The sequence below is a fragment of the Streptomyces sp. NPDC031049 genome (genome assembly GCF_055571015.1).
The window spans coordinates 139,962-160,070 of record NZ_JBVIGC010000010.1 but is presented as its reverse complement, the minus strand read 5'-3'; the positions used below and the strand labels follow the sequence as shown (position 1 = coordinate 160,070).

Below are 20,109 nucleotides of genomic sequence, written 5' to 3'. Positions count from 1 at the left end.
CGGGTCGGTACGATCCCAGGGATGCGTGCGCTCCGGTATGGCGCCGCAGCCCCACCTTCAGTCAGGAGAGACCGGTGTCAGACGTCCGTGTGATCATCCAACGCGATTCCGAGCGGGAAGAACGCGTGGTGACGACGGGCACCACTGCCGCCGAGCTCTTCGCCGGCGAGCGCTCGATCGTCGCCGCGCGGGTGGGCGGCGAACTGAAGGACCTCGCCTACGAGGTCCGGGACGGCGAGACCGTCGAGGGCGTGGAGATCTCCTCCGAGGACGGCCTGAACATCCTGCGCCACTCCACCGCGCACGTCATGGCGCAGGCCGTGCAGGAGCTGTTCCCCGAGGCCAAGCTGGGCATCGGCCCGCCGGTCAAGGACGGCTTCTACTACGACTTCGACGTCGAGAAGCCGTTCACCCCCGAGGATCTCAAGGCCATCGAGAAGAAGATGCAGGAGATCCAGAAGCGCGGCCAGCGCTTCTCCCGCCGCGTCGTCTCCGACGAGGCCGCCCGCGAGGAGCTGGCCGGCGAGCCGTACAAGCTGGAGCTGATCGGCCTCAAGGGCTCCGCCTCCAGCGAGGACGGCGCGGACGTCGAGGTCGGCGCCGGCGAGCTGACGATCTACGACAACCTGGACGCCAAGACCGGCGAGCTGTGCTGGAAGGACCTCTGCCGCGGTCCCCACCTGCCCACCACCCGGAACATCCCGGCGTTCAAGCTGATGCGCAACGCCGCGGCCTACTGGCGCGGCAGCGAGAAGAACCCGATGCTCCAGCGCATCTACGGCACCGCCTGGCCGTCCAAGGACGAGCTGAAGCAGTACCTGGAGTTCCTCGCCGAGGCCGAGAAGCGCGACCACCGCAAGCTCGGCAGCGAGCTGGACCTGTTCTCCATCCCGGAGCAGATCGGCTCCGGCCTCGCCGTCTTCCACCCCAAGGGCGGCATCATCCGCCGGGTCATGGAGGACTACTCGCGGAAGCGGCACGAGGAGGCGGGCTACGAGTTCGTCTACACCCCGCACGCGACGAAGGGGAAGCTCTTCGAGACCTCGGGCCACCTGGACTGGTACGCCGACGGCATGTACCCGCCCATGCAGCTCGACGAGGGCGTGGACTACTACCTCAAGCCCATGAACTGCCCGATGCACAACCTGATCTTCGACGCGCGCGGGCGTTCGTATCGCGAACTCCCCCTGCGGCTGTTCGAGTTCGGCACCGTGTACCGGTACGAGAAGTCGGGCGTCGTGCACGGCCTGACCCGGGCCCGCGGCTTCACCCAGGACGACGCGCACATCTACTGCACGCGCGAGCAGATGTCCGAGGAGCTCGACAAGCTGCTCACCTTCGTGCTGGAGCTGCTGCGCGACTACGGCCTGACCGACTTCTACCTGGAGCTGTCCACCAAGGACCCGGAGAAGTACGTCGGCACGGACGAGGCCTGGGAGGAGGCGACCGAGACGCTGCGCCAGGTCGCCGAGAAGCAGGGCCTGCCCCTGGTCCCGGACCCGGGCGGCGCCGCCTTCTACGGCCCGAAGATCTCCGTCCAGGCCAAGGACGCCATCGGCCGGACCTGGCAGATGTCGACCATCCAGCTCGACTTCAACCTGCCGGAGCGCTTCCACCTGGAGTACACGGCCGCGGACGGCACCAAGCAGCGCCCGGTCATGATCCACCGTGCGCTGTTCGGATCGATCGAGCGCTTCTTCGCGGTGCTCCTGGAGCACTACGCGGGCGCCTTCCCCGCATGGCTGGCGCCGGTCCAGGCGCTCGGCATCCCGGTCGGCGACGCCCATGTCGAGTACCTGGAGAAGTTCGCCGCGGCGGCGAAGAAGCAGGGCCTGCGGGTGGAGGTCGACTCCTCCTCGGACCGCATGCAGAAGAAGATCCGCAACGCCCAGAAGCAGAAGGTGCCGTTCATGGTCATCGCGGGCGACGAGGACATGGCGAACGGCGCCGTCTCCTTCCGCTACCGCGACGGCTCCCAGGAGAACGGCATCCCCCTCGACGAGGCCATCGCCAAGATCGCCAAGGTGGTCGAGGAGCGGGTGCAGGTCTGACCCGCACCGACCGACCGGTCTCCGCCGTCGTCAGGGCCCCCGGGAGATCCGGGGGCCCTGCCCGTTCGCCTGCCGCAACGCCATATGCTGCACGCATGACGAGTGAGCCGGAGCAGCAGCTGGGAGTGGGGACGCAGGACGCGTTCCAGCGCCTGTGGACGCCCCACCGGATGGCCTACATCCAGGGCGAGAACAAGCCGAGCGGCCCCGGTGCCGACGACGGGTGCCCCTTCTGCTCGATCCCGGCCAAGTCCGACGAGGACGGGCTGATCGTCCGGCGCGGCGAGCAGGTCTACGCCGTGCTCAACCTCTACCCGTACAACGGCGGCCACCTGATGACCGTCCCGTACCGCCACGTCGCCGACTACACCGAGCTCACGGACGCCGAGACCGCCGAGCTGGGGCTGCTGACCAAGCAGGCCATGACGGCCCTGCGCACCGCCTCCGGCGCCCACGGGTTCAACATCGGCATGAACCAGGGCTCGGTGGCCGGCGCGGGCATCGCCGCCCACCTCCACCAGCACATCGTCCCCCGCTGGGGCGGCGACACGAACTTCATGCCGGTCGTCGGCCACACCAAGGTGCTGCCGCAGCTGCTGGGCGACACCCGCACGATGCTTGCGGAGGCCTGGCCGGCGTAGCCGCGGACGCAGCGGCGCCCCGTCGCGCGGAATGTAGCGGTCCCTCGTCGCGCGGGACGTAGCGGCACCTCGTCGCGCCGGGCTGCGCACCCCCCGGGCCTCAGCGCCGGGCGTCCCTTCGACCGCCGGAGGCCTACGCGTCGTACACGTCGGCCTTCTTCGGCGCCGGGTCCTGCACCAGTCCGCTGAGCACCGCCGACCGCGCCCCGAACTTCTCGGTGTCCGCGCCGTTCTCCTCCAGCACCCGCAGCGCCGCCGCGTGCACCACCCGCAGCACCGGCGTGGCCGCCCGCAGCGCGTCGTCGGCCATGAACCGGTGCCGCCAGGGCTGGTCGGCCCACGCGTGCCGCAGCCCGAACGGCTCGGGCAGCGTGATCGTGCCGCCGAGCCAGTTCAGCAGCGGCGGGTAGTAGGTCAGCGGGGCCCGCACGGCCAGCCGGACCACCTCGTCGTTGTCGACCAGCGGCAGCATCACCTTACGGGTCTCCCACGGCTTGAACGACTTCGTGACCTCCTTCGACGGCGCCTCCGGCTTGGTGGTGAACAGCGGATTCACCGGCCCCAGGGCGTGCCCGGTGACCTCGATCCGCAGCGTGGAGTGCAGCACCGTCACGGTGATCAGCATGGTGATGACCAGCTGGCCGTCCCACAGCGTCCACTGCACGCCCAGGTAGTGGCGGTCGCCCGCGCCGAACTGCTGGTTGTTGCAGATCTCCTGTATCGCGTGCGGCTTGACCTGGTACGCCTCGACGTCCGTGCCCTCCGGGCGGGACACCGCCGCAGCGTTCTCCCCGATCGGCGTGACGATCCAGTGCCGGATCGACGGCTTGGGGAACCCCCCGGTGTGCAGCGGGCCGCGCTCCAGCAGCGCCAGCTGATCGTGGACGGCCCGGATGACGTCCCAGCTGCGGAAGGGGTGGATCTCCCGGTCGGGGTCGGCGGGCACCAGGTCCTCGGCGAGCTGCCAGCTGCCCCAGCGCGTGCCCATGCCGAGTATGCCCTTGGGCCCGGCGTAGAAGACCGAGTTCGACTGCTGCTCGGCGCCGAGCCGGGCCAGGGACTGGCGGAGCTTCTCCGCCGCCGTCTCGTTGGGGTTGCTCGGCACCGCCTCGGGAACCTTGGCGCCCACGCTGCTGCCCGAGAGCAGGCCGTCCCACCGCTCCCGCATGTCCCTGGCGGTGTGCTCGCAGATCCGCTTGGCCCAGAACCAGCCGATCACCGGCACCACGACCGCCGCACGCGCGTACCAGCCCCAGAAGCCGCCGAAGGGCATCTTGACCAGGAACAGCAGCGCCAGCGCGCCCACCGCGACGAGGACGGCGGTGGCGAGGGCACCGGCCTGCTTGTTCTCCGCCTTGGAGACCGTGGTGCGGATCTGGAAGGTGAGCAGCCACAGCAGCATGCCGGGCAGGAACAGCAGGCCGCACACCGCCGTCACGGCGGTCAGCCGGGCGTCGCGCTCCTTGCGGATGCGGTGGGCGGCCAGGCAGTGCTCGACGACCACCTGGGGCTCGGTGCCGAAGGACTGGATGAGCGGCTTGCGGTCCTCGCCCAGCATCCGGTCGATCACCGCGCGGCAGAACGCCTCGCCGAGGTTGGGACGGAAGATCGTGGCCCACGAGCGGCCGGGGTTGACGGCCGTCCGGTGCCACTCGTTGTCGGCCTTCTTGATGTCCGCGACCGGGTTGTCCCGGTAGGCGGCGGAGGCCAGCGCGAACGTCGCCGTCTGGCTCGCGTCTCCCGTCCGCGGCACCTGTGGTCCGAAGAAGTCCGCGTACCCGTTGCCCACGGTCATTCCCACCCCCGATCGCGGCCGCTCTCGCTCATGCGGCCTTCCCGACTCGCCCGCTGCGCACACCTGTTGATCAGGTCATCAGCGTATCCGCAGGCACCGACACGCGTCGGCGGACGGCCGAAGCCGCCCGCCGACGACGGCGGATCGCGCCGCGCGAGCCGCGCCTTCCCGCCTGCCGTGCGCCGATCCGTGCCGACTACGCGCCGGTCATGCGCCGGCGTGCGCCGCCTCGCGGACCCGTTCCGCGACCTGCGGCGGCATCGGCTCGTGCCGGGCGTACCGCCGGCTGAAGCGCGCGGTGCCGTGGGACAGGGAGCGCAGGTCCACCGCGTACCGGCCGATCTCGATCTCCGGCACCTCCGCCTTGATCAGGGTGCGTCCGCCGGCGGTCTGCTCGGTGCCGAGCACCCGGCCGCGCCGGCCCGACAGGTCGCTCATCACGGCACCCACGTAGTCGTCGCCGACCAGGACGCTCACCTCGGCCATCGGCTCCAGCAGATGGATCCTGGCCCCGGCCGCAGCCTCCCTCAGCGCCAGCGCGCCGGCCGTCTGGAAGGCGGCGTCGGAGGAGTCCACCGAGTGCGCCTTGCCGTCCAGCAGCGTGACCCGCACGTCGATCAGCGGATGGCCCGCGGCCACGCCCTTGGCGGCCTGGGCGCGCACGCCCTTCTCCACCGACGGGATGAACTGCCGGGGCACCGCGCCGCCGACCACCTTGTCCACGAACTCGATGCCCGAGCCGCCGGGCAGCGGCTCCACCTCGATCTCGCAGATGGCGTACTGGCCGTGCCCGCCGGACTGCTTCACGTGCCGCCCGCGCCCCGACGCCTTGCCACCGAAGGTCTCCCGCAGCGACACCTTGTGCGGGACGACGTCGACCTGGACGCCGTACCGGCTGCGCAGCCGCTCCAGGGCGACGTCCGCATGGGCCTCGCCCAGGCACCACAGGACCACCTGGTGGGTGTCCTGGTTCTGCTCCAGCCGCATCGTCGGGTCCTCGGCGACCAGCCGCGCCAGGCCCTGGGAGAGCTTGTCCTCGTCCGGTTTGCTGTGCGCCTGGATGGCGAGCGGCAGCAGCGGGTCGGGCATCTCCCACGGCTCCATCAGCAGCGGGTCCTCCTTGGCGGAGATCGTGTCCCCGGTCTCCGCGCGGGACAGCTTCGCCACGCAGGCCAGATCGCCGGCGATGACGTGACCGACCGGACGCTGCTGCTTGCCGAACGGCGTCGACAGGGCGCCGATCCGCTCGTCCACGTCGTGGTCCTCGTGGCCGCGGTCGGCCAGCCCGTGACCGGAGACGTGCACCGTCTGGTCGGCGCGCAGCGTGCCGGAGAACACCCGCACCAGCGAGATCCGGCCCACGTACGGGTCGGAGGAGGTCTTCACCACCTCCGCGACCAGCGGTCCCCCGGGATCGCAGCCGGCCTCCCCGCGCGGTGCGCCGTCGGGCGTGGTCACCCGGGGCGCCTCGCGCTCCAGCGGCGTCGGGAAGCCGCCGGTGACCAGCTCCAGCAGCTCGACCGTGCCGAGCCCCTGCCGGGCGCCCTCGGCCGCGGGGGCGGCGGCCAGCACGGGGAAGAACACCCCGCGCGCGACGGCCCGCTCCAGGTCCTGGACCAGCGTCTTGACGTCGACCTGCTCGCCACCGAGGTAGCGCTCCATGAGGGTCTCGTCCTCGCTCTCGGCGATGATCCCCTCGATCAGCCGGTTGCGGGCCTCCTCGATCACCGGCAGCTGGTCCTCGACCGGCTCGGACTCCTTGCGCTCACCGGCCGAGTAGTCGAACAGCTTCTGCGACAGCAGGCCGATCAGGCCCGTCACGGGCGCGTGCCCGTCGGCCGTCTGCGGGCCGCGGAGCGGCAGGTACAGCGGGAGCACGGCGTCGGGGTCGTCCGCGCCGAAGGCCTCCGCGCAGATCCGCGTCATCTCCTCGAAGTCGGCCCGCGCGGCCTCCAGGTGCGTGATCACGATGGCGCGCGGCATGCCGACGGCCGCGCACTCCTCCCACACCATCCGCGTAGAGCCGTCCACCCCGTCGGCCGCCGAGACGACGAAGAGGGCCGCGTCCGCGGCGCGCAGACCGGCCCTGAGCTCACCGACGAAGTCGGCGTATCCGGGGGTGTCGAGGAGGTTGACCTTGATGCCGTCCCATTCGACGGGGACCAGGGACAGCTGGACGGAGCGGTGCTGCCGGTGCTCGATCTCGTCGTAGTCCGAGACGCAGCCGCCGTCCTCCACGCGGCCCGCCCGGTTCACCGCCCCCGCCGTGAGGGCGAGGGCTTCCACCAGCGTGGTCTTGCCCGATCCGGAGTGGCCGACCAGCACCACGTTCCGCACGGACGTGGGGTGGTCGGCCGGCCGTGCCCTGCCGGCGGCTCCGGGGTGTGTGTGCGCCTTGTCGCCCATAACCTTGCCTCCCGTGCACGGGTGAGGTCCTGTGGGCGCGGACACGCGGGACCTGCCCCAGAGGGGGCACCCCCAGCTGGGCGGCTCCGGCGACGCCCGCGGTCCTTCGAGCTTTCCACTCCCGTCACGCCGCGTCCATACGAGGGACCCGATCCCGCCGCCCGCCGGGCTCGCGCACGGGCCTCGGGTCCCGTCCCTCCGGCACACGCGCGCGTGACTACGATGGGCCAGCCGGCGGCCACCAGGGGCCGCGGCGACACCGACCGTCGGGAAGGCCATGCTGAACAAGTACGCGCGTGCATTCTTCACGCGTGTCCTCACACCGTTCGCCGCGTTTCTCATCCGCAGGGGCGTCAGCCCGGACACGGTCACGCTGATCGGGACCGCCGGGGTGGTCGCGGGCGCGCTGGTCTTCTACCCCATGGGCGAGTTCTTCTGGGGCACGGTCGTGATCACGCTGTTCGTGTTCTCCGACCTCGTCGACGGCAACATGGCCCGCCAGCTCGGCCGCTCCAGCCGCTGGGGGGCGTTCCTGGACTCCACCCTGGACCGGGTCGCCGACGGGGCCATCTTCGGCGGTTTCGCCCTGTGGTACGCGGGCGGCGGGAACGACGACGTGCTGTGCGCGGTCTCGATCTTCTGCCTGGCCAGCGGCCAGGTGGTGTCGTACACCAAGGCGCGCGGCGAGTCGATCGGTCTGCCCGTCGCCGTCAACGGACTGGTCGAACGCGCCGAACGCCTGGTGATCTCGCTGGTGGCGGCCGGATTCGCGGGGATGCACGAGTTCGGCGTCCCCGGCATCCAGTACCTGCTGCCGGTGGCGCTGTGGATCGTGGCCGTCGGCAGCCTGGTGACGCTGATCCAGCGGGTCGTCACCGTCCGCAGGGAGGCCGCCGAGGCGGAGGCCGCCGCGGACGGGCAGGAGACGCAGGGGAGCGAGGCGGCGAAGTGAGCGCCCAGGAGCGGCTGACCGACGCCCTGTACGGCGCCGGCTGGAGCACGGTGAAGAAGCTCCCCGAGCCGGTGGCCGTCCGGCTCGGACGGACCATCGCGGACCTCGCCTGGAAGCGGCGCGGCGCCGGCGTGAGGCGTCTGGAGAGCAACTACGCGCGCGTGGTGCCCGACGCCACCCCGGAGCGGCTCGCCGAACTCTCGCGCGCGGGCATGCGCTCGTACCTGCGCTACTGGATGGAGTCCTTCCGGCTGCCCGCCTGGAGCCCCGAGCGCATCCGGCAGGCGTTCGATCCCAAGGACCTGCACCACCTGACCGAGGGCATGGCCGCGGGCAAGGGCGTGATACTCGCCCTTCCGCACCTGGCCAACTGGGACCTGGCGGGCGCCTGGGTCACGACCCGGCTCGGCATCCCCTTCACGACGGTCGCCGAGCGCCTGAAGCCGGAGACGCTCTACGACCGCTTCGTCGCCTACCGCGAGGGCCTCGGCATGGAGGTCCTGCCGCACACCGGCGGCACCGCCTTCGGCGCGCTGGCCCGGCGGCTGCGCGGCGGCGGACTGGTCTGCCTGGTCGCCGACCGCGATCTGTCGGCCTCCGGCGTCGAGGTGGACTTCTTCGGCGAGACGGCCCGGATGCCCGCGGGACCGGCGCTGCTGGCCCAGCAGACCGGCGCCCGGCTGCTGCCGGTCACCCTCTGGTACGACGACTCACCGGTCATGCAGGGCCGGGTGCACCCGCCGGTCGAGGTGCCCGGGTCAGGTACCCGCGCGGAAAAGACGTCTGTCATGACACAGGCGCTGGCCGACGCCTTCGCCACGGGGATCGCCGGGCATCCGCAGGACTGGCACATGCTCCAGCGGCTGTGGCTGAAGGACCTCGACCCCGCGAAGGCGCCCTCGGACTCCGGAAAGGGAACCTTGTGAGGATCGGCATCGTCTGCCCGTACTCCTGGGACGTACCGGGCGGCGTCCAGTTCCACATCCGCGACCTGGCCGAGTACTTCATCCGCCTCGGCCACGAGGTCTCCGTCCTCGCCCCGGCCGACGACGACACCCCGCTGCCGCCGTACGTCGTCTCCGCCGGCCGCGCGGTGCCGGTGCCGTACAACGGCTCGGTGGCCCGGCTGAACTTCGGCTTCCTGTCGGCGGCGCGGGTGCGGCGCTGGTTGCACGACGGCGCCTTCGACGTCATCCACATCCACGAGCCGACGTCGCCGTCGCTGGGCCTGCTGACCTGCTGGGCGGCGCAGGGCCCGATCGTGGCCACCTTCCACACGTCCAACCCGCGCTCCCGCGCGATGATCGCCGCGTACGCCATCCTCCAGGCGGCGCTGGAGAAGATCAGCGCGCGCATCGCCGTGAGCGAGTACGCCCGCCGCACCCTCGTCGAGCACCTCGGCGGCGACGCGGTCGTCATCCCCAACGGCGTCGACGTCGACTTCTTCGCCGAGGCCGAGCCGAAGGCCGAGTGGCAGGGGGACACCATCGGCTTCATCGGCCGCATCGACGAGCCCCGCAAGGGCCTGCCGGTGCTGATGCGCGCCCTGCCGCAGATCCTCGCCGCCCGCCCGCGCACCAGGCTGCTGGTCGCCGGGCGGGGGGACGAGGAAGAGGCCGTGGCGAGCCTGCCGAAGGAGCTGCGCTCCCGCGTCGAGTTCCTCGGCATGGTCAGCGACGAGGACAAGGCCCGCCTGCTGCGCAGCGTCGACCTGTACGTGGCGCCCAACACCGGCGGTGAGAGCTTCGGCATCATCCTGGTCGAGGCCATGTCGGCGGGCGCCCCCGTCCTCGCCTCCGACCTGGACGCCTTCGCCCAGGTCCTCGACCGGGGCGCGGCCGGCGAGCTGTTCCCCAACGAGGACGCCGACGCGCTGGCGGCGGCGGCCGTGCGCCTGCTGGAGGACCCGGCCCGGCGGGCGGAGCTGCGGGCGCGGGGGAGCGCCCACGTCCGGCGGTTCGACTGGTCGACGGTGGGCGCCGACATCCTCTCCGTCTACGAGACGGTGACGGCGGGCGCGGCGGCCGTGGCCACGGACGACCGGGCGACGGGCCTGCGGGCTCGCCTCGGACTGGCACGGGACTGAAAGCCATGGCCGAGGCTGCCTCTCGGCGCCGGTCGAGGCAGCCCCAGCCCGTCCGGCGTCTGAGGACGAGGCCCGTTCAGGGCCGATGGGGTCCAGGGGGCAGAGCCCCCTGGCGGGGTCGAAGGGGCGGAGCCCCTTCAGGACGGGACGGGTAGGGGCGGCGGGGGCGAGAACCGCCCGACGGCCACCACGGCACCGGCCACCAAAGACCCACTGCGCCACAGGCCCGCTCCACCGCGGGCCCCGCGCACCACCCGCCCGACCCCGCGTCGCTAGTCTGCCGCCCGTGACCGCAACTCTCATCTGGATCCTGGTCGCCCTCGTGGCGATCGGCCTGTACCTGAGCTGGACCGCCGGCCGGCTGGACCGGCTGCACGCCCGGATCGACGCCGCCCGCGCCGCCCTCGACGCCCAACTGCTGCGCCGGGCCTCCGTGGCCCAGGAACTGGCCACCTCCGGCGTCCTCGACCCGGCCGCGTCCATCGTCCTGTACGAGGCCGCGCACGCCGCCCGCCAGGCCGAGGAGGAGCAGCGCGAGGTCGCCGAGAGCGAGCTGAGCCAGGCCCTGCGCGCGGTCTTCGGCGTCCCCCAGCAGGTCGACGCCCTGCGCGAGGAGCCCGGCGGGGAGGAGGCGGCCCGTGAGCTGACGGAGGCCGTACGGCGCGTCCCCATGGCCCGGCGCTTCCACAACGACGCGGTGGGCGCCGCCCGCAGGCTGCGCGAGCACCGCAAGGTCCGCTGGTTCCGGCTGGCCGGACACGCCCCGTTCCCGCTGGCCTTCGAGATGGACGACGAGCCCCCGGCGGCGCTGGTCGACCGCGCGGCCCAGGGCTGATCCACCCGGCGCACCAGGGCCGGCACCCAGCGCACCAGCGCCGACACCCGGCGCGCCAGAGCCGACCGACACCCGACACCCGGCGCACCAGCGCCGCTCCGTGGACGAAAACGAGCCACCGCGTCCCCATTGGCCCTTGCTGTGGCCTGGTCCGTTCACGTTTCCTCAGTGCTGCAGAAACCCGCTTTTCTCATCAGTGAGGTCACCCGTGTCCAGCACGCTCTCCGAAAACCAGGCCCCCGAGACCGGCACCGCGCGCGTGAAGCGCGGCATGGCCGAGCAGCTCAAGGGCGGCGTGATCATGGACGTCGTCACGCCTGAGCAGGCCAAGATCGCCGAGGACGCCGGCGCCGTGGCCGTCATGGCCCTCGAGCGCGTCCCGGCCGACATCCGCAAGGACGGCGGCGTGGCCCGCATGTCCGACCCGGACATGATCGAGGGCATCATCGACGCGGTGTCGATCCCCGTGATGGCCAAGTCCCGCATCGGCCACTTCGTCGAGGCCCAGGTGCTGCAGTCCCTCGGCGTCGACTACATCGACGAGTCCGAGGTGCTCACCCCGGCCGACGAGGTCAACCACTCCGACAAGTGGGCCTTCACCACGCCGTTCGTCTGCGGTGCCACCAACCTCGGCGAAGCCCTGCGCCGCATCGCCGAGGGCGCCGCGATGATCCGCTCCAAGGGCGAGGCCGGCACCGGCAACGTCGTCGAGGCCGTCCGCCACCTGCGCCAGATCAAGAACGAGATCGCCAGGCTGCGCGGCTACGACAACCACGAGCTGTACGCCGCCGCCAAGGAGCTGCGCGCCCCGTACGAGCTGGTCAAGGAGGTCGCCGAGCTGGGCAAGCTCCCGGTCGTGCTGTTCTCCGCCGGTGGCGTGGCCACCCCGGCCGACGCCGCCCTGATGCGCCAGCTCGGCGCCGAGGGAGTCTTCGTCGGCTCCGGCATCTTCAAGTCCGGCGACCCGGCCAAGCGCGCCGCCGCCATCGTGAAGGCCACCACCTTCTACGACGACCCGAAGATCGTCGCGGACGCCTCCCGCAACCTCGGCGAGGCCATGGTCGGCATCAACTGCGACACCCTCCCCGAGACCGAGCGCTACGCCAACCGCGGCTGGTAACACCCTCATGTCGAACGAAGCCCCTGTCATCGGCGTCCTGGCCCTCCAGGGCGACGTACGGGAGCACCTCGTCGCCCTGGCCGCGGCCGACGCCGTGGCCAGGCCGGTGCGGCGCCCCGACGAGCTCGCCGAGGTGGACGGCCTGGTGCTGCCCGGCGGCGAGTCCACCACCATCTCCAAGCTGGCCGTGCTCTTCGGCCTGATGGAACCGCTCCGCACGCGCGTGCGCGCCGGCATGCCCGTCTACGGCACCTGCGCGGGCATGATCATGCTCGCCGACAAGATCCTCGACCCGCGCTCGGGCCAGGAGACCATCGGCGGCATCGACATGATCGTGCGCCGCAACGCGTTCGGGCGGCAGAACGAGTCCTTCGAGGCGGCCGTCGCTGTCGAGGGCGTCGAGGGCGACCCCGTCGAGGGCGTCTTCATCCGCGCCCCCTGGGTGGAGTCGGTCGGCGCCTCGGCCGAGGTGCTCGCCGAGCACGACGGCCACATCGTCGCCGTCCGCCAGGGCAACGCGCTGGCCACCTCGTTCCACCCGGAGCTGACCGGCGACCACCGGGTGCACCGGCTGTTCGTCGACATGGTGCGCGCCGACCGTACGGCGGGATCCTTGTAGGATTCTGGAGTTCGTACGCTGATGGGTAACGCGAAGGAGACAGGCAGATGTCCGGCCACTCTAAATGGGCCACGACGAAGCACAAGAAGGCCGTCATCGATGCCAAGCGCGGCAAGCTCTTCGCGAAGCTGATCAAGAACATCGAGGTCGCGGCGCGGATGGGCGGCGCCGACCCCGACGGCAACCCGACGCTGTACGACGCCATCCAGAAGGCCAAGAAGCAGTCGGTCCCGAACAAGAACATCGACTCCGCCGTCAAGCGCGGCGCGGGCCTGGAGGCCGGCGGCGCCGACTACGAGACGATCATGTACGAGGGCTACGGCCCGAACGGCGTCGCGGTGCTCATCGAGTGCCTCACCGACAACCGCAACCGCGCCGCCTCCGACGTTCGCGTGGCCATGACCCGCAACGGCGGCTCCATGGCCGACCCGGGTTCGGTGTCGTACCTGTTCAACCGCAAGGGCGTGGTCATCGTCCCCAAGGGCGAGCTGTCCGAGGACGACGTCCTCGCCGCCGTCCTGGACGCGGGCGCCGAGGAGGTCAACGACCTCGGTGAGACCTTCGAGGTCATCAGCGAGGCCACCGACCTGGTCGCGGTCCGCACCGCCCTCCAGGACGCCGGCATCGACTACGAGTCGGCGGACGCCAACTTCGTCCCGACCATGCAGGTCGAGCTGGACGAGGAGGGCGCCAAGAAGATCTTCAAGCTGATCGACGCGCTGGAGGACAGCGACGACGTGCAGAACGTCTTCGCCAACTTCGACGTCAGCGACGAGATCATGGAGAAGGTCGACGCGTAACACGCGCACGGGCTCAGCGGGCCGACGGGACACACCCCGTCGGCCCGTCGCTTTGTCAGTGCTACCCGATAGCCTGCACAAACAGGTGATCGATGGGAGGGGCGCGTGCGTGTACTGGGGGTCGACCCGGGGCTGACCCGCTGCGGGGTCGGGGTCGTGGAGGGCGTCGCCGGACGGCCGCTGACCATGCTCGGCGTCGGTGTCGTCCGCACCCCCGCCGACGCCGACCTGGGCCACCGCCTCGTCGCCGTCGAGCGGGGCCTGGAGCAGTGGCTGGACGAGCACCGCCCGGAGTACGTGGCGGTGGAGCGCGTCTTCAGCCAGCACAACGTGCGCACGGTCATGGGCACCGCCCAGGCCAGCGCCGTCGCCATCCTGTGCGCCTCCCGCCGCGGCATCCCCGTCGCCCTGCACACCCCGAGCGAGGTCAAGGCCGCCGTCACCGGCAGCGGACGCGCCGACAAGGCGCAGGTCGGCGCCATGGTCACCCGCCTGCTGCGACTGGGCGCCCCCCCGAAGCCGGCGGACGCGGCGGACGCCCTCGCCCTCGCGATCTGCCACATCTGGCGCGCCCCCGCCCAGAACCGGCTCCAGCGGGCCGTCGCCCTGCACGCCGCCCACGCCCCCACCGCACCGAAAGGCCGTACGACATGATCGCCTTCGTCAGCGGCACGGTCGCCGCCCTCGCCCCCGACGCCGCGGTGATCGAGGTCGGCGGCGTCGGCATGGCCGTCCAGTGCACGCCCGACACCCTGTCCACCCTCCGCGTCGGGCGGCCGGCCAAGCTCGCCACCTCCCTCGTCGTCCGCGAGGACTCCCTCACGCTGTACGGCTTCGCCGACGACGACGAGCGCCAGGTCTTCGAACTGCTCCAGACCGCCAGCGGCGTCGGCCCCCGCCTGGCCCAGGCGATGCTGGCCGTGCACAGCCCGGACGCCCTGCGCAGAGCGGTCTCCACCGGCGACGAGAAGGCGCTGACCGCCGTCCCCGGCATCGGCAAGAAGGGCGCCCAGAAGCTGCTGCTGGAGCTGAAGGACCGCCTCGGCGAGCCGACCGGCGCCCCCGCCGTCGGGGCCCCGGCCGGCTCCGGCTGGCGCGATCAGCTGCACGCGGCCCTGATCGGCCTGGGCTACGCCACCCGGGAGGCCGACGAGGCCGTGGCCGCCGTCGCCCCCCAGGCCGATCAGGCCGAGGGCACCCCGCAGGTGGGGCAGCTGCTGAAGGCGGCGCTCCAGACGCTCAACCGAGCCCGCTGACCGCCCCCGACCGCCCGGCCGCCCGCCAGGCCGGCCGCCCACCAAGCCGACCGTCCCCCCGGCCGCCCGACCGCCCGACCCGAGCCCGCCGATCCGCTACCACCCCTCCGAGGCATCACATGAACTGGGACGACACGACCGACACGCCCTCCGGCGAGCGGCTCGTCGGAGCGTCCGCCGACGGTGAGGACCAGGCCGTCGAGGCCGCCCTGCGCCCCAAGGACCTTGGCGAGTTCATCGGCCAGGAGAAGGTCCGTGAACAGCTCGACCTCGTGCTGCGCGCCGCCCGCGCGCGCGGCGCCACCGCCGACCACGTGCTGCTCTCCGGCGCCCCCGGCCTCGGCAAGACCACCCTGTCGATGATCATCGCGGCCGAGATGGGCGCTCCCATCCGCATCACCTCCGGCCCCGCCATCCAGCACGCCGGCGACCTCGCCGCGATCCTCTCCTCCCTCCAGGAGGGCGAGGTCCTCTTCCTCGACGAGATCCACCGCATGTCCCGGCCCGCCGAGGAGATGCTCTACATGGCGATGGAGGACTTCCGCGTCGACGTCATCGTCGGCAAGGGCCCGGGAGCCACCGCCATCCCGCTGGAGCTGCCGCCGTTCACGCTGGTCGGCGCCACCACCCGCGCGGGCCTGCTGCCGCCCCCGCTGCGCGACCGCTTCGGCTTCACCGCGCACATGGAGTTCTACGAGCCGGCCGAGCTGGAGCGCGTGGTCCACCGCTCCGCGAGCCTTCTGGACGTCGAGATCGACGCCGACGGCGCCGCCGAGATCGCCGGCCGCTCCCGCGGCACCCCGCGCATCGCCAACCGCCTGCTGCGCCGCGTCCGTGACTACGCCCAGGTCAAGGCCGACGGCGTGATCACGCAGGAGATCGCCGCGGCCGCCCTCGCGGTGTACGAGGTCGACGCCCGCGGCCTGGACCGCCTGGACCGTGCGGTCCTGCAAGCCCTGCTCAAGCTGTTCGGCGGCGGCCCCGTCGGCCTGTCCACGCTCGCCGTCGCGGTGGGGGAGGAGCGTGAGACCGTGGAGGAGGTGGCCGAACCGTTCCTGGTCCGCGAGGGTCTGCTCGCCCGCACTCCCCGTGGCCGGATCGCCACGCCCGCCGCATGGGCGCATCTCGGCCTGACCCCGCCGCCCTCCCGGGCCGCGGGAAACGGACAACAGGACCTGTTCGGGGCGTGACGCCGCCGCCACGGCGAGCACATTGGCCGGACCAGGAACACCGGTGCCATGCTGAGCGTTGTTCCATGCGCGCGGACTCGCTTAGACTCCGCCGATGCCGCCCTTGTCGGCGGTGCACGACTGCCGCCATAGCCGGCGGCGCACCACACCCCCAACCATCAGGCCGCTCACCATCGCGGTCGTGTGAAGGAAGTACCGACCCGTGAGTCTCGTGACCCTCCTCCCGTTCATCGTGCTCATCGGGGCCATGTTCCTGATGACCCGGTCGGCGAAGAAGAAGCAGCAGCAGGCCATCGAGATGCGGAACCAGATGCAGCCCGGTTCCGGCGTCCGCACCATCGGGGGCATGTACGCCACGGTCAAGGAGGTCAACGAGGACACGGTCCTCCTCGACGCCGGCCCCGGCGTCGAACTGCTCTTCGCCAAGAACTCGATCGGCGCCGTCCTCTCCGACGACGAGTACAACCGCATCGTCCACGGCATCGAGCACGACCTGAAGACCGACACGGACGTCGTTCCCGACGACGCCTCCTCCCTCACCGGGGCCGACGCCGACGACGAGCCGTCCGTGGACCTCGGCAAGAAGGACGCCGACGAGGCCACCGCCGACGCCGCGACCACCCAGGCGGCCAAGGACGAGTCCAAGAAGGCCGACGGCGAGTCCGAGGCGAAGTAACAGCCGTGCTCCGGGGCGCGCGGGCCGTTCCCGCGCGCCCTCGGACATGCGCGGCTCCCACGGGAACCCGACACCATGTCATGGCCGCCGGCACGCCGACCCGGCACCAGGCGGCCCGAGAGGGAGTACGAGAAGGTGGCAGCACCTAAAAAGGGGCGGGGCGCGGGCGCCCAGAGCAAGCCATGGCGCGCGCTGGCCCTGATCCTGATCGCCATCGTGGCGCTCACCGGGGGGATGTTCGCCTCCGGACACACCACTCCGCGTCTCGGCATCGACCTGGCCGGCGGCACCAGCATCACCCTGCGGGCGGTCGCGGAACCCGGTCAGGAGTCCGCGATCAACCCGACGAACATGGCCACCGCGGTCTCCATCATGGAGCGCCGGGTCAACGGCCTCGGCGTGCAGGAGGCCGAGGTCCAGACCCAGGGCGAGCGGAACATCATCGTCAACATCCCCAAGGGCACCGACTCCAAGAAGGCCCGGGAACAGGTCGGCACCACCGCCAAGCTGTACTTCCGCCCGGTGCTCGCCACCGAGTTCTCCGGCGGCCCCGCCACCGGCACCCCGACGCCGAGCCCCACGGGCAGCCCCACGGACAAGGCCGGTGACAAGGCCGGCGACAAGGCCGAGGACCGCGACGAGGCGACCTCGCCGTCCGCCTCCGCCGACCCGTCCGCCTCCGCCGACCCGTCGGCGAGCGCCACCACGCAGGGCCGCGCCGCAAGCGACGCCCTCAAGGCCGACCCCACCCCCTCGGCCACGGACACCGGCAAGGCCTCCCCGACCCCGAGCGGCAGCCCCTCCGGCAACGCCCAGGGCGACGCGGACAGCAAGCTCCAGGAGGCGTACGCCAAGCTGGACTGCAGCGACGCCAAGGCCCGCGCCGAGGCCGGCGCCGGCGCCAAGCCGAGCGAGTCCACGATCGCCTGCGGCCAGCCCGAGCCCGGCCAGTGGCAGAAGTACCTGCTCGGCCCGGCCGAGGTCGACGGCACGGACGTGGACGACGCCGCCGCCGTGCTGAACACCCAGAGCGGCGCCGGCTGGACCGTGACCATGGACTTCACGGACGAGGGCGCCGACAAGTTCGCCAAGATCACCGGCAAGCTGGCGCAGAACCAGTCCCCGCAGGACCAGTTCGCCATCGTCCTCGACAACGAGGTCGTCTCCAGCCCGTACGTCCGCCAGGCGCTGACCGGCGGCAAGGCCGAGATCTCCGGCAGCTTCACGCAGCAGGAGGCCGAGAGCCTCGCGAACATGCTCTCCTACGGTGCGCTGCCGCTGAGCTTCAAGGAGGACAGCGTCACCACCGTCACCGCCGCGCTCGGCGGTGACCAGCTCCGGGCCGGTCTGATCGCCGGTGCCATCGGCCTCGCCCTGGTCATCATCTACCTGCTGGCCTACTACCGCGGTCTGTCCTTCATCGCGATCATCTCGCTGTTCGTCTCGGCCGCCCTGACGTACACGATCATGTCGCTGCTGGGACCGGCCATCGGCTTCGCGCTGAACCTGCCGGCCGTGTGCGGTGCGATCGTCGCCATCGGCATCACCGCGGACTCGTTCATCGTCTACTTCGAACGCGTCCGCGACGAGATCCGCGAGGGGCGCTCGCTGCGCCCCGCCGTGGAGCGGGCCTGGCCGCGAGCCCGGCGCACCATCCTGGTCTCCGACTTCGTGTCGTTCCTGGCCGCCGCGGTGCTCTTCGTGGTCTCCGTCGGCAAGGTGCAGGGCTTCGCGTTCACGCTCGGCCTGACCACCCTGCTCGACGTGGTGGTGGTCTTCCTGTTCACCAAGCCGCTGCTGACGCTGATGGCCCGCAGGAAGTTCTTCGCGAGCGGCCACAAGTGGTCCGGTCTCGATCCCAAGAGCCTCGGTGCCAAGCCGCCGCTGCGCCGTACCCGCCGTCCCGCCCGCCCCGCCGCCGGCCCTGTCGACCCGAAGGAGGCGTGAGAGATGTCGAAGCTCGGCGACCTCGGCGCCCGACTGCACCATGGCGAGATCGGCTACGACTTCGTCAAGAACCGCAAGCTCTGGTACGGCATCTCGATCCTGATCACCATCACGGCGATCGTCGGCCTGACGGTGCGCGGCCTGCACATGGGCATCGAGTTCCAGGGCGGTGCCGTCTTCACCACCTCCAAGAACGTCAGCGCCTCGGTCTCGGAGGCCGAGCGCTACGCGGAGGAGGCCTCCGGCCACGACGCGATCGTCCAGAAGCTCGGCGACGGCAGCCTGCGCATCCAGGTCGCGGGCACCGGCACCGAGCAGTCCGACCAGATCAAGGAGGACCTCGCCGAGGACCTGAAGGTCGAGGCGGACACCATCAACGCCGAGCTGGTCGGCCCCAGCTGGGGCGACCAGATCGCGAACAAGGCGTGGCAGGGCCTCGGCATCTTCCTGGTCCTGGTGGTGATCTATCTGGCGATCGCCTTCGAATGGCGCATGGCGCTCGCCGCGTTCGTCGCACTGATCCACGACATCACCATCACGGTCGGCATCTACGCCCTGGTGGGCTTCGAGGTCACGCCGGGCACGGTGATCGGTCTGCTCACCATCCTCGGCTACTCGCTCTACGACACGGTGGTCGTCTTCGACAGCCTCAAGGAACAGACGAGGGACATCACCAAACAGACCCGCTGGACCTACGGCGAGATCGCCAACCGCTCGATCAACAGCACCCTGGTGCGGTCCGTCAACACCACGGTGGTCGCGCTGCTGCCGGTCGCGGGCCTGCTGTTCATCGGCGGCGGCGTCCTCGGCGCCGGCATGCTCAACGACATCTCCCTGTCGCTGTTCGTCGGCCTCGCGGCCGGTGCGTACTCCTCGATCTTCATCGCCACGCCGCTCGTCGCCGACCTCAAGGAGCGCGAGCCGCAGATGAAGGCGCTCAAGAAGCGCGTCCTGGCCAAGCGGGCGCAGTCCGCCGCCCAGGGCGATTCGCCGGAGACCGACACCCCCGGCGGTCCGTTCGACGACGGCACCGAGGAACCCGAGGGCGTCGCTCCCGCGGTGGTCGGCCCGCGCACTCAGCCCGCGTCCCGCAGCCGGGGCCGCGGCCGGCCCTCGGGGAAGCGCCGATGACCGACATCCAGGAGCTGCTGCTCAGCCGTATCCGGGACGTGGCCGACTACCCCAAGCCGGGCGTGGTGTTCAAGGACATCACCCCGCTGCTGGCGGACCCCGCGGCCTTCACGGCGCTCACGGACGCCCTCGCGGAGACCGCCGAGCGCACCCGGGCCACCAAGATCGTCGGTCTGGAGGCCCGCGGCTTCATCCTCGGCGCCCCCGTCGCGCTCCGCGCGGGCCTGGGCTTCGTCCCCGTACGCAAGGCGGGCAAGCTCCCCGGAGCCACCCTCGGCCAGGCCTACGACCTGGAGTACGGCTCGGCGGAGATCGAGGTGCACGCCGAGGACCTGGCCGCCGACGACCGCGTCCTGGTCGTCGACGACGTCCTCGCCACCGGCGGCACCGCCGAGGCCTCGCTGAAGCTGATCCGCCGGGCGGGCGCCCAGGTCGCCGGCCTCGCGGTGCTGATGGAGCTGGGTTTCCTCGGCGGACGGGCCCGCGTGGAACCCGCCCTGGACGGCGCCCCGCTGCGGGCGCTGCTCACGGTCTGACCGACGCCGCCGCAGACGGGGCGGGCCCGGAGGAATCCGGCGCCCGCCCCGCGCGTTTCTCGCGTAGA

Annotated in this window: 18 protein-coding genes; 16 read left to right on the top strand and 2 right to left on the bottom strand. The window is 71.7% G+C overall.

The genetic code is table 11. The features are described 5' to 3' along the window. The first annotated feature begins 74 nt into the window (after window positions 1–74). Window positions 75–2,051: a threonine--tRNA ligase gene (thrS, locus tag ACZ45Q_RS18690; protein WP_468262177.1), complete on the top strand. Its 1,977-nt coding sequence runs from the start codon at window positions 75–77 to the stop codon at window positions 2,049–2,051. Between the two features lie 95 nt (window positions 2,052–2,146). After that, entirely contained in the window at window positions 2,147–2,692 is a 546-nt protein-coding gene (locus ACZ45Q_RS18685) for an HIT family protein (RefSeq protein ID WP_468262174.1), read from the top strand. A gap of 133 nt (window positions 2,693–2,825) precedes the next feature. Here the strand turns inward: ACZ45Q_RS18685 and ACZ45Q_RS18680 are convergent, their stop codons facing one another. Continuing rightward, window positions 2,826–4,487: a hypothetical protein gene (locus ACZ45Q_RS18680; protein WP_468262171.1), complete on the bottom strand. Its 1,662-nt coding sequence runs from the start codon at window positions 4,485–4,487 to the stop codon at window positions 2,826–2,828. Window positions 4,488–4,694: 207 nt separating this feature from the next. Continuing rightward, on the bottom strand, window positions 4,695–6,893 hold the full coding sequence (locus tag ACZ45Q_RS18675; protein ID WP_468262168.1) for an elongation factor G-like protein EF-G2: 2,199 nt from the start codon (window positions 6,891–6,893) through the stop codon (window positions 4,695–4,697). 277 nt (window positions 6,894–7,170) lie between these two features. Between ACZ45Q_RS18675 and pgsA the strand changes: the two genes are divergently transcribed. The 14 genes from pgsA to ACZ45Q_RS18605 all read left to right on the top strand — a co-directional run bounded on the left by pgsA (window position 7,171) and on the right by ACZ45Q_RS18605 (window position 20,041). Beyond that, window positions 7,171–7,845, top strand: a complete 675-nt coding sequence (pgsA, locus tag ACZ45Q_RS18670) for a phosphatidylinositol phosphate synthase (RefSeq protein WP_468262165.1) — start codon at window positions 7,171–7,173, stop codon at window positions 7,843–7,845. Then, window positions 7,842–8,771 (top strand): phosphatidylinositol mannoside acyltransferase, encoded by a 930-nt coding sequence (locus tag ACZ45Q_RS18665; protein ID WP_468262162.1) that lies wholly within the window; start codon window positions 7,842–7,844, stop codon window positions 8,769–8,771. Before pgsA ends, ACZ45Q_RS18665 begins: the two co-directional genes overlap by 4 nt. Beyond that, on the top strand, window positions 8,768–9,931 hold the full coding sequence (locus ACZ45Q_RS18660) for a glycosyltransferase family 4 protein (protein WP_468262159.1): 1,164 nt from the start codon (window positions 8,768–8,770) through the stop codon (window positions 9,929–9,931). The genes ACZ45Q_RS18665 and ACZ45Q_RS18660 overlap by 4 nt, the downstream gene beginning before the upstream one ends. A 286-nt stretch (window positions 9,932–10,217) precedes the next feature. Beyond that, window positions 10,218–10,766, top strand: a complete 549-nt coding sequence (locus ACZ45Q_RS18655; RefSeq protein ID WP_468262157.1) for a LemA family protein — start codon at window positions 10,218–10,220, stop codon at window positions 10,764–10,766. A gap of 208 nt (window positions 10,767–10,974) precedes the next feature. Further along, window positions 10,975–11,886: a pyridoxal 5'-phosphate synthase lyase subunit PdxS gene (gene pdxS, locus ACZ45Q_RS18650; protein WP_468262155.1), complete on the top strand. Its 912-nt coding sequence runs from the start codon at window positions 10,975–10,977 to the stop codon at window positions 11,884–11,886. 7 nt (window positions 11,887–11,893) lie between these two features. Further along, on the top strand, window positions 11,894–12,505 hold the full coding sequence (gene pdxT, locus ACZ45Q_RS18645; protein ID WP_468262152.1) for a pyridoxal 5'-phosphate synthase glutaminase subunit PdxT: 612 nt from the start codon (window positions 11,894–11,896) through the stop codon (window positions 12,503–12,505). 47 nt (window positions 12,506–12,552) lie between these two features. After that, complete coding sequence (locus ACZ45Q_RS18640) at window positions 12,553–13,305, top strand: YebC/PmpR family DNA-binding transcriptional regulator (protein ID WP_468262149.1); 753 nt, start codon at window positions 12,553–12,555, stop codon at window positions 13,303–13,305. 105 nt (window positions 13,306–13,410) lie between these two features. Next, entirely contained in the window at window positions 13,411–13,959 is a 549-nt protein-coding gene (ruvC, locus tag ACZ45Q_RS18635; RefSeq protein ID WP_468262146.1) for a crossover junction endodeoxyribonuclease RuvC, read from the top strand. Further along, window positions 13,956–14,561, top strand: coding sequence for a Holliday junction branch migration protein RuvA (gene ruvA / locus ACZ45Q_RS18630; protein ID WP_468262144.1), 606 nt, complete (start codon window positions 13,956–13,958; stop codon window positions 14,559–14,561). Before ruvC ends, ruvA begins: the two co-directional genes overlap by 4 nt. 119 nt (window positions 14,562–14,680) lie before the next feature. Further along, window positions 14,681–15,751, top strand: coding sequence for a Holliday junction branch migration DNA helicase RuvB (gene ruvB / locus ACZ45Q_RS18625; protein ID WP_468262142.1), 1,071 nt, complete (start codon window positions 14,681–14,683; stop codon window positions 15,749–15,751). A 202-nt stretch (window positions 15,752–15,953) separates the two neighbouring features. Beyond that, window positions 15,954–16,427, top strand: a complete 474-nt coding sequence (gene yajC / locus ACZ45Q_RS18620; protein ID WP_468262139.1) for a preprotein translocase subunit YajC — start codon at window positions 15,954–15,956, stop codon at window positions 16,425–16,427. Between the two features lie 135 nt (window positions 16,428–16,562). After that, window positions 16,563–18,374: a protein translocase subunit SecD gene (secD, locus tag ACZ45Q_RS18615; protein ID WP_468262136.1), complete on the top strand. Its 1,812-nt coding sequence runs from the start codon at window positions 16,563–16,565 to the stop codon at window positions 18,372–18,374. A gap of 3 nt (window positions 18,375–18,377) precedes the next feature. Continuing rightward, window positions 18,378–19,505, top strand: a complete 1,128-nt coding sequence (gene secF, locus ACZ45Q_RS18610) for a protein translocase subunit SecF (protein WP_468262133.1) — start codon at window positions 18,378–18,380, stop codon at window positions 19,503–19,505. Beyond that, on the top strand, window positions 19,502–20,041 hold the full coding sequence (locus tag ACZ45Q_RS18605) for an adenine phosphoribosyltransferase (RefSeq protein WP_468262130.1): 540 nt from the start codon (window positions 19,502–19,504) through the stop codon (window positions 20,039–20,041). Before secF ends, ACZ45Q_RS18605 begins: the two co-directional genes overlap by 4 nt. Window positions 20,042–20,109 lie beyond the last annotated feature (68 nt).

Bases quoted from the DNA above. Each gene is read 5' to 3' on its own strand.
- ACZ45Q_RS18675 (WP_468262168.1), bottom strand. From the start codon at position 6,893: ATGGGCGACAAGGCGCACACACACCCCGGAGCCGCCGGCAGGGCACGG.
- pdxT (WP_468262152.1), top strand. From the start codon at position 11,894: ATGTCGAACGAAGCCCCTGTCATCGGCGTCCTGGCCCTCCAGGGCGAC.
- ACZ45Q_RS18605 (WP_468262130.1), top strand. From the start codon at position 19,502: ATGACCGACATCCAGGAGCTGCTGCTCAGCCGTATCCGGGACGTGGCC.
- ACZ45Q_RS18680 (WP_468262171.1), bottom strand. From the start codon at position 4,487: ATGACCGTGGGCAACGGGTACGCGGACTTCTTCGGACCACAGGTGCCG.
- pgsA (WP_468262165.1), top strand. From the start codon at position 7,171: ATGCTGAACAAGTACGCGCGTGCATTCTTCACGCGTGTCCTCACACCG.
- secF (WP_468262133.1), top strand. From the start codon at position 18,378: ATGTCGAAGCTCGGCGACCTCGGCGCCCGACTGCACCATGGCGAGATC.
- ruvA (WP_468262144.1), top strand. From the start codon at position 13,956: ATGATCGCCTTCGTCAGCGGCACGGTCGCCGCCCTCGCCCCCGACGCC.
- ruvB (WP_468262142.1), top strand. From the start codon at position 14,681: ATGAACTGGGACGACACGACCGACACGCCCTCCGGCGAGCGGCTCGTC.
- ACZ45Q_RS18685 (WP_468262174.1), top strand. From the start codon at position 2,147: ATGACGAGTGAGCCGGAGCAGCAGCTGGGAGTGGGGACGCAGGACGCG.
- ACZ45Q_RS18640 (WP_468262149.1), top strand. From the start codon at position 12,553: ATGTCCGGCCACTCTAAATGGGCCACGACGAAGCACAAGAAGGCCGTC.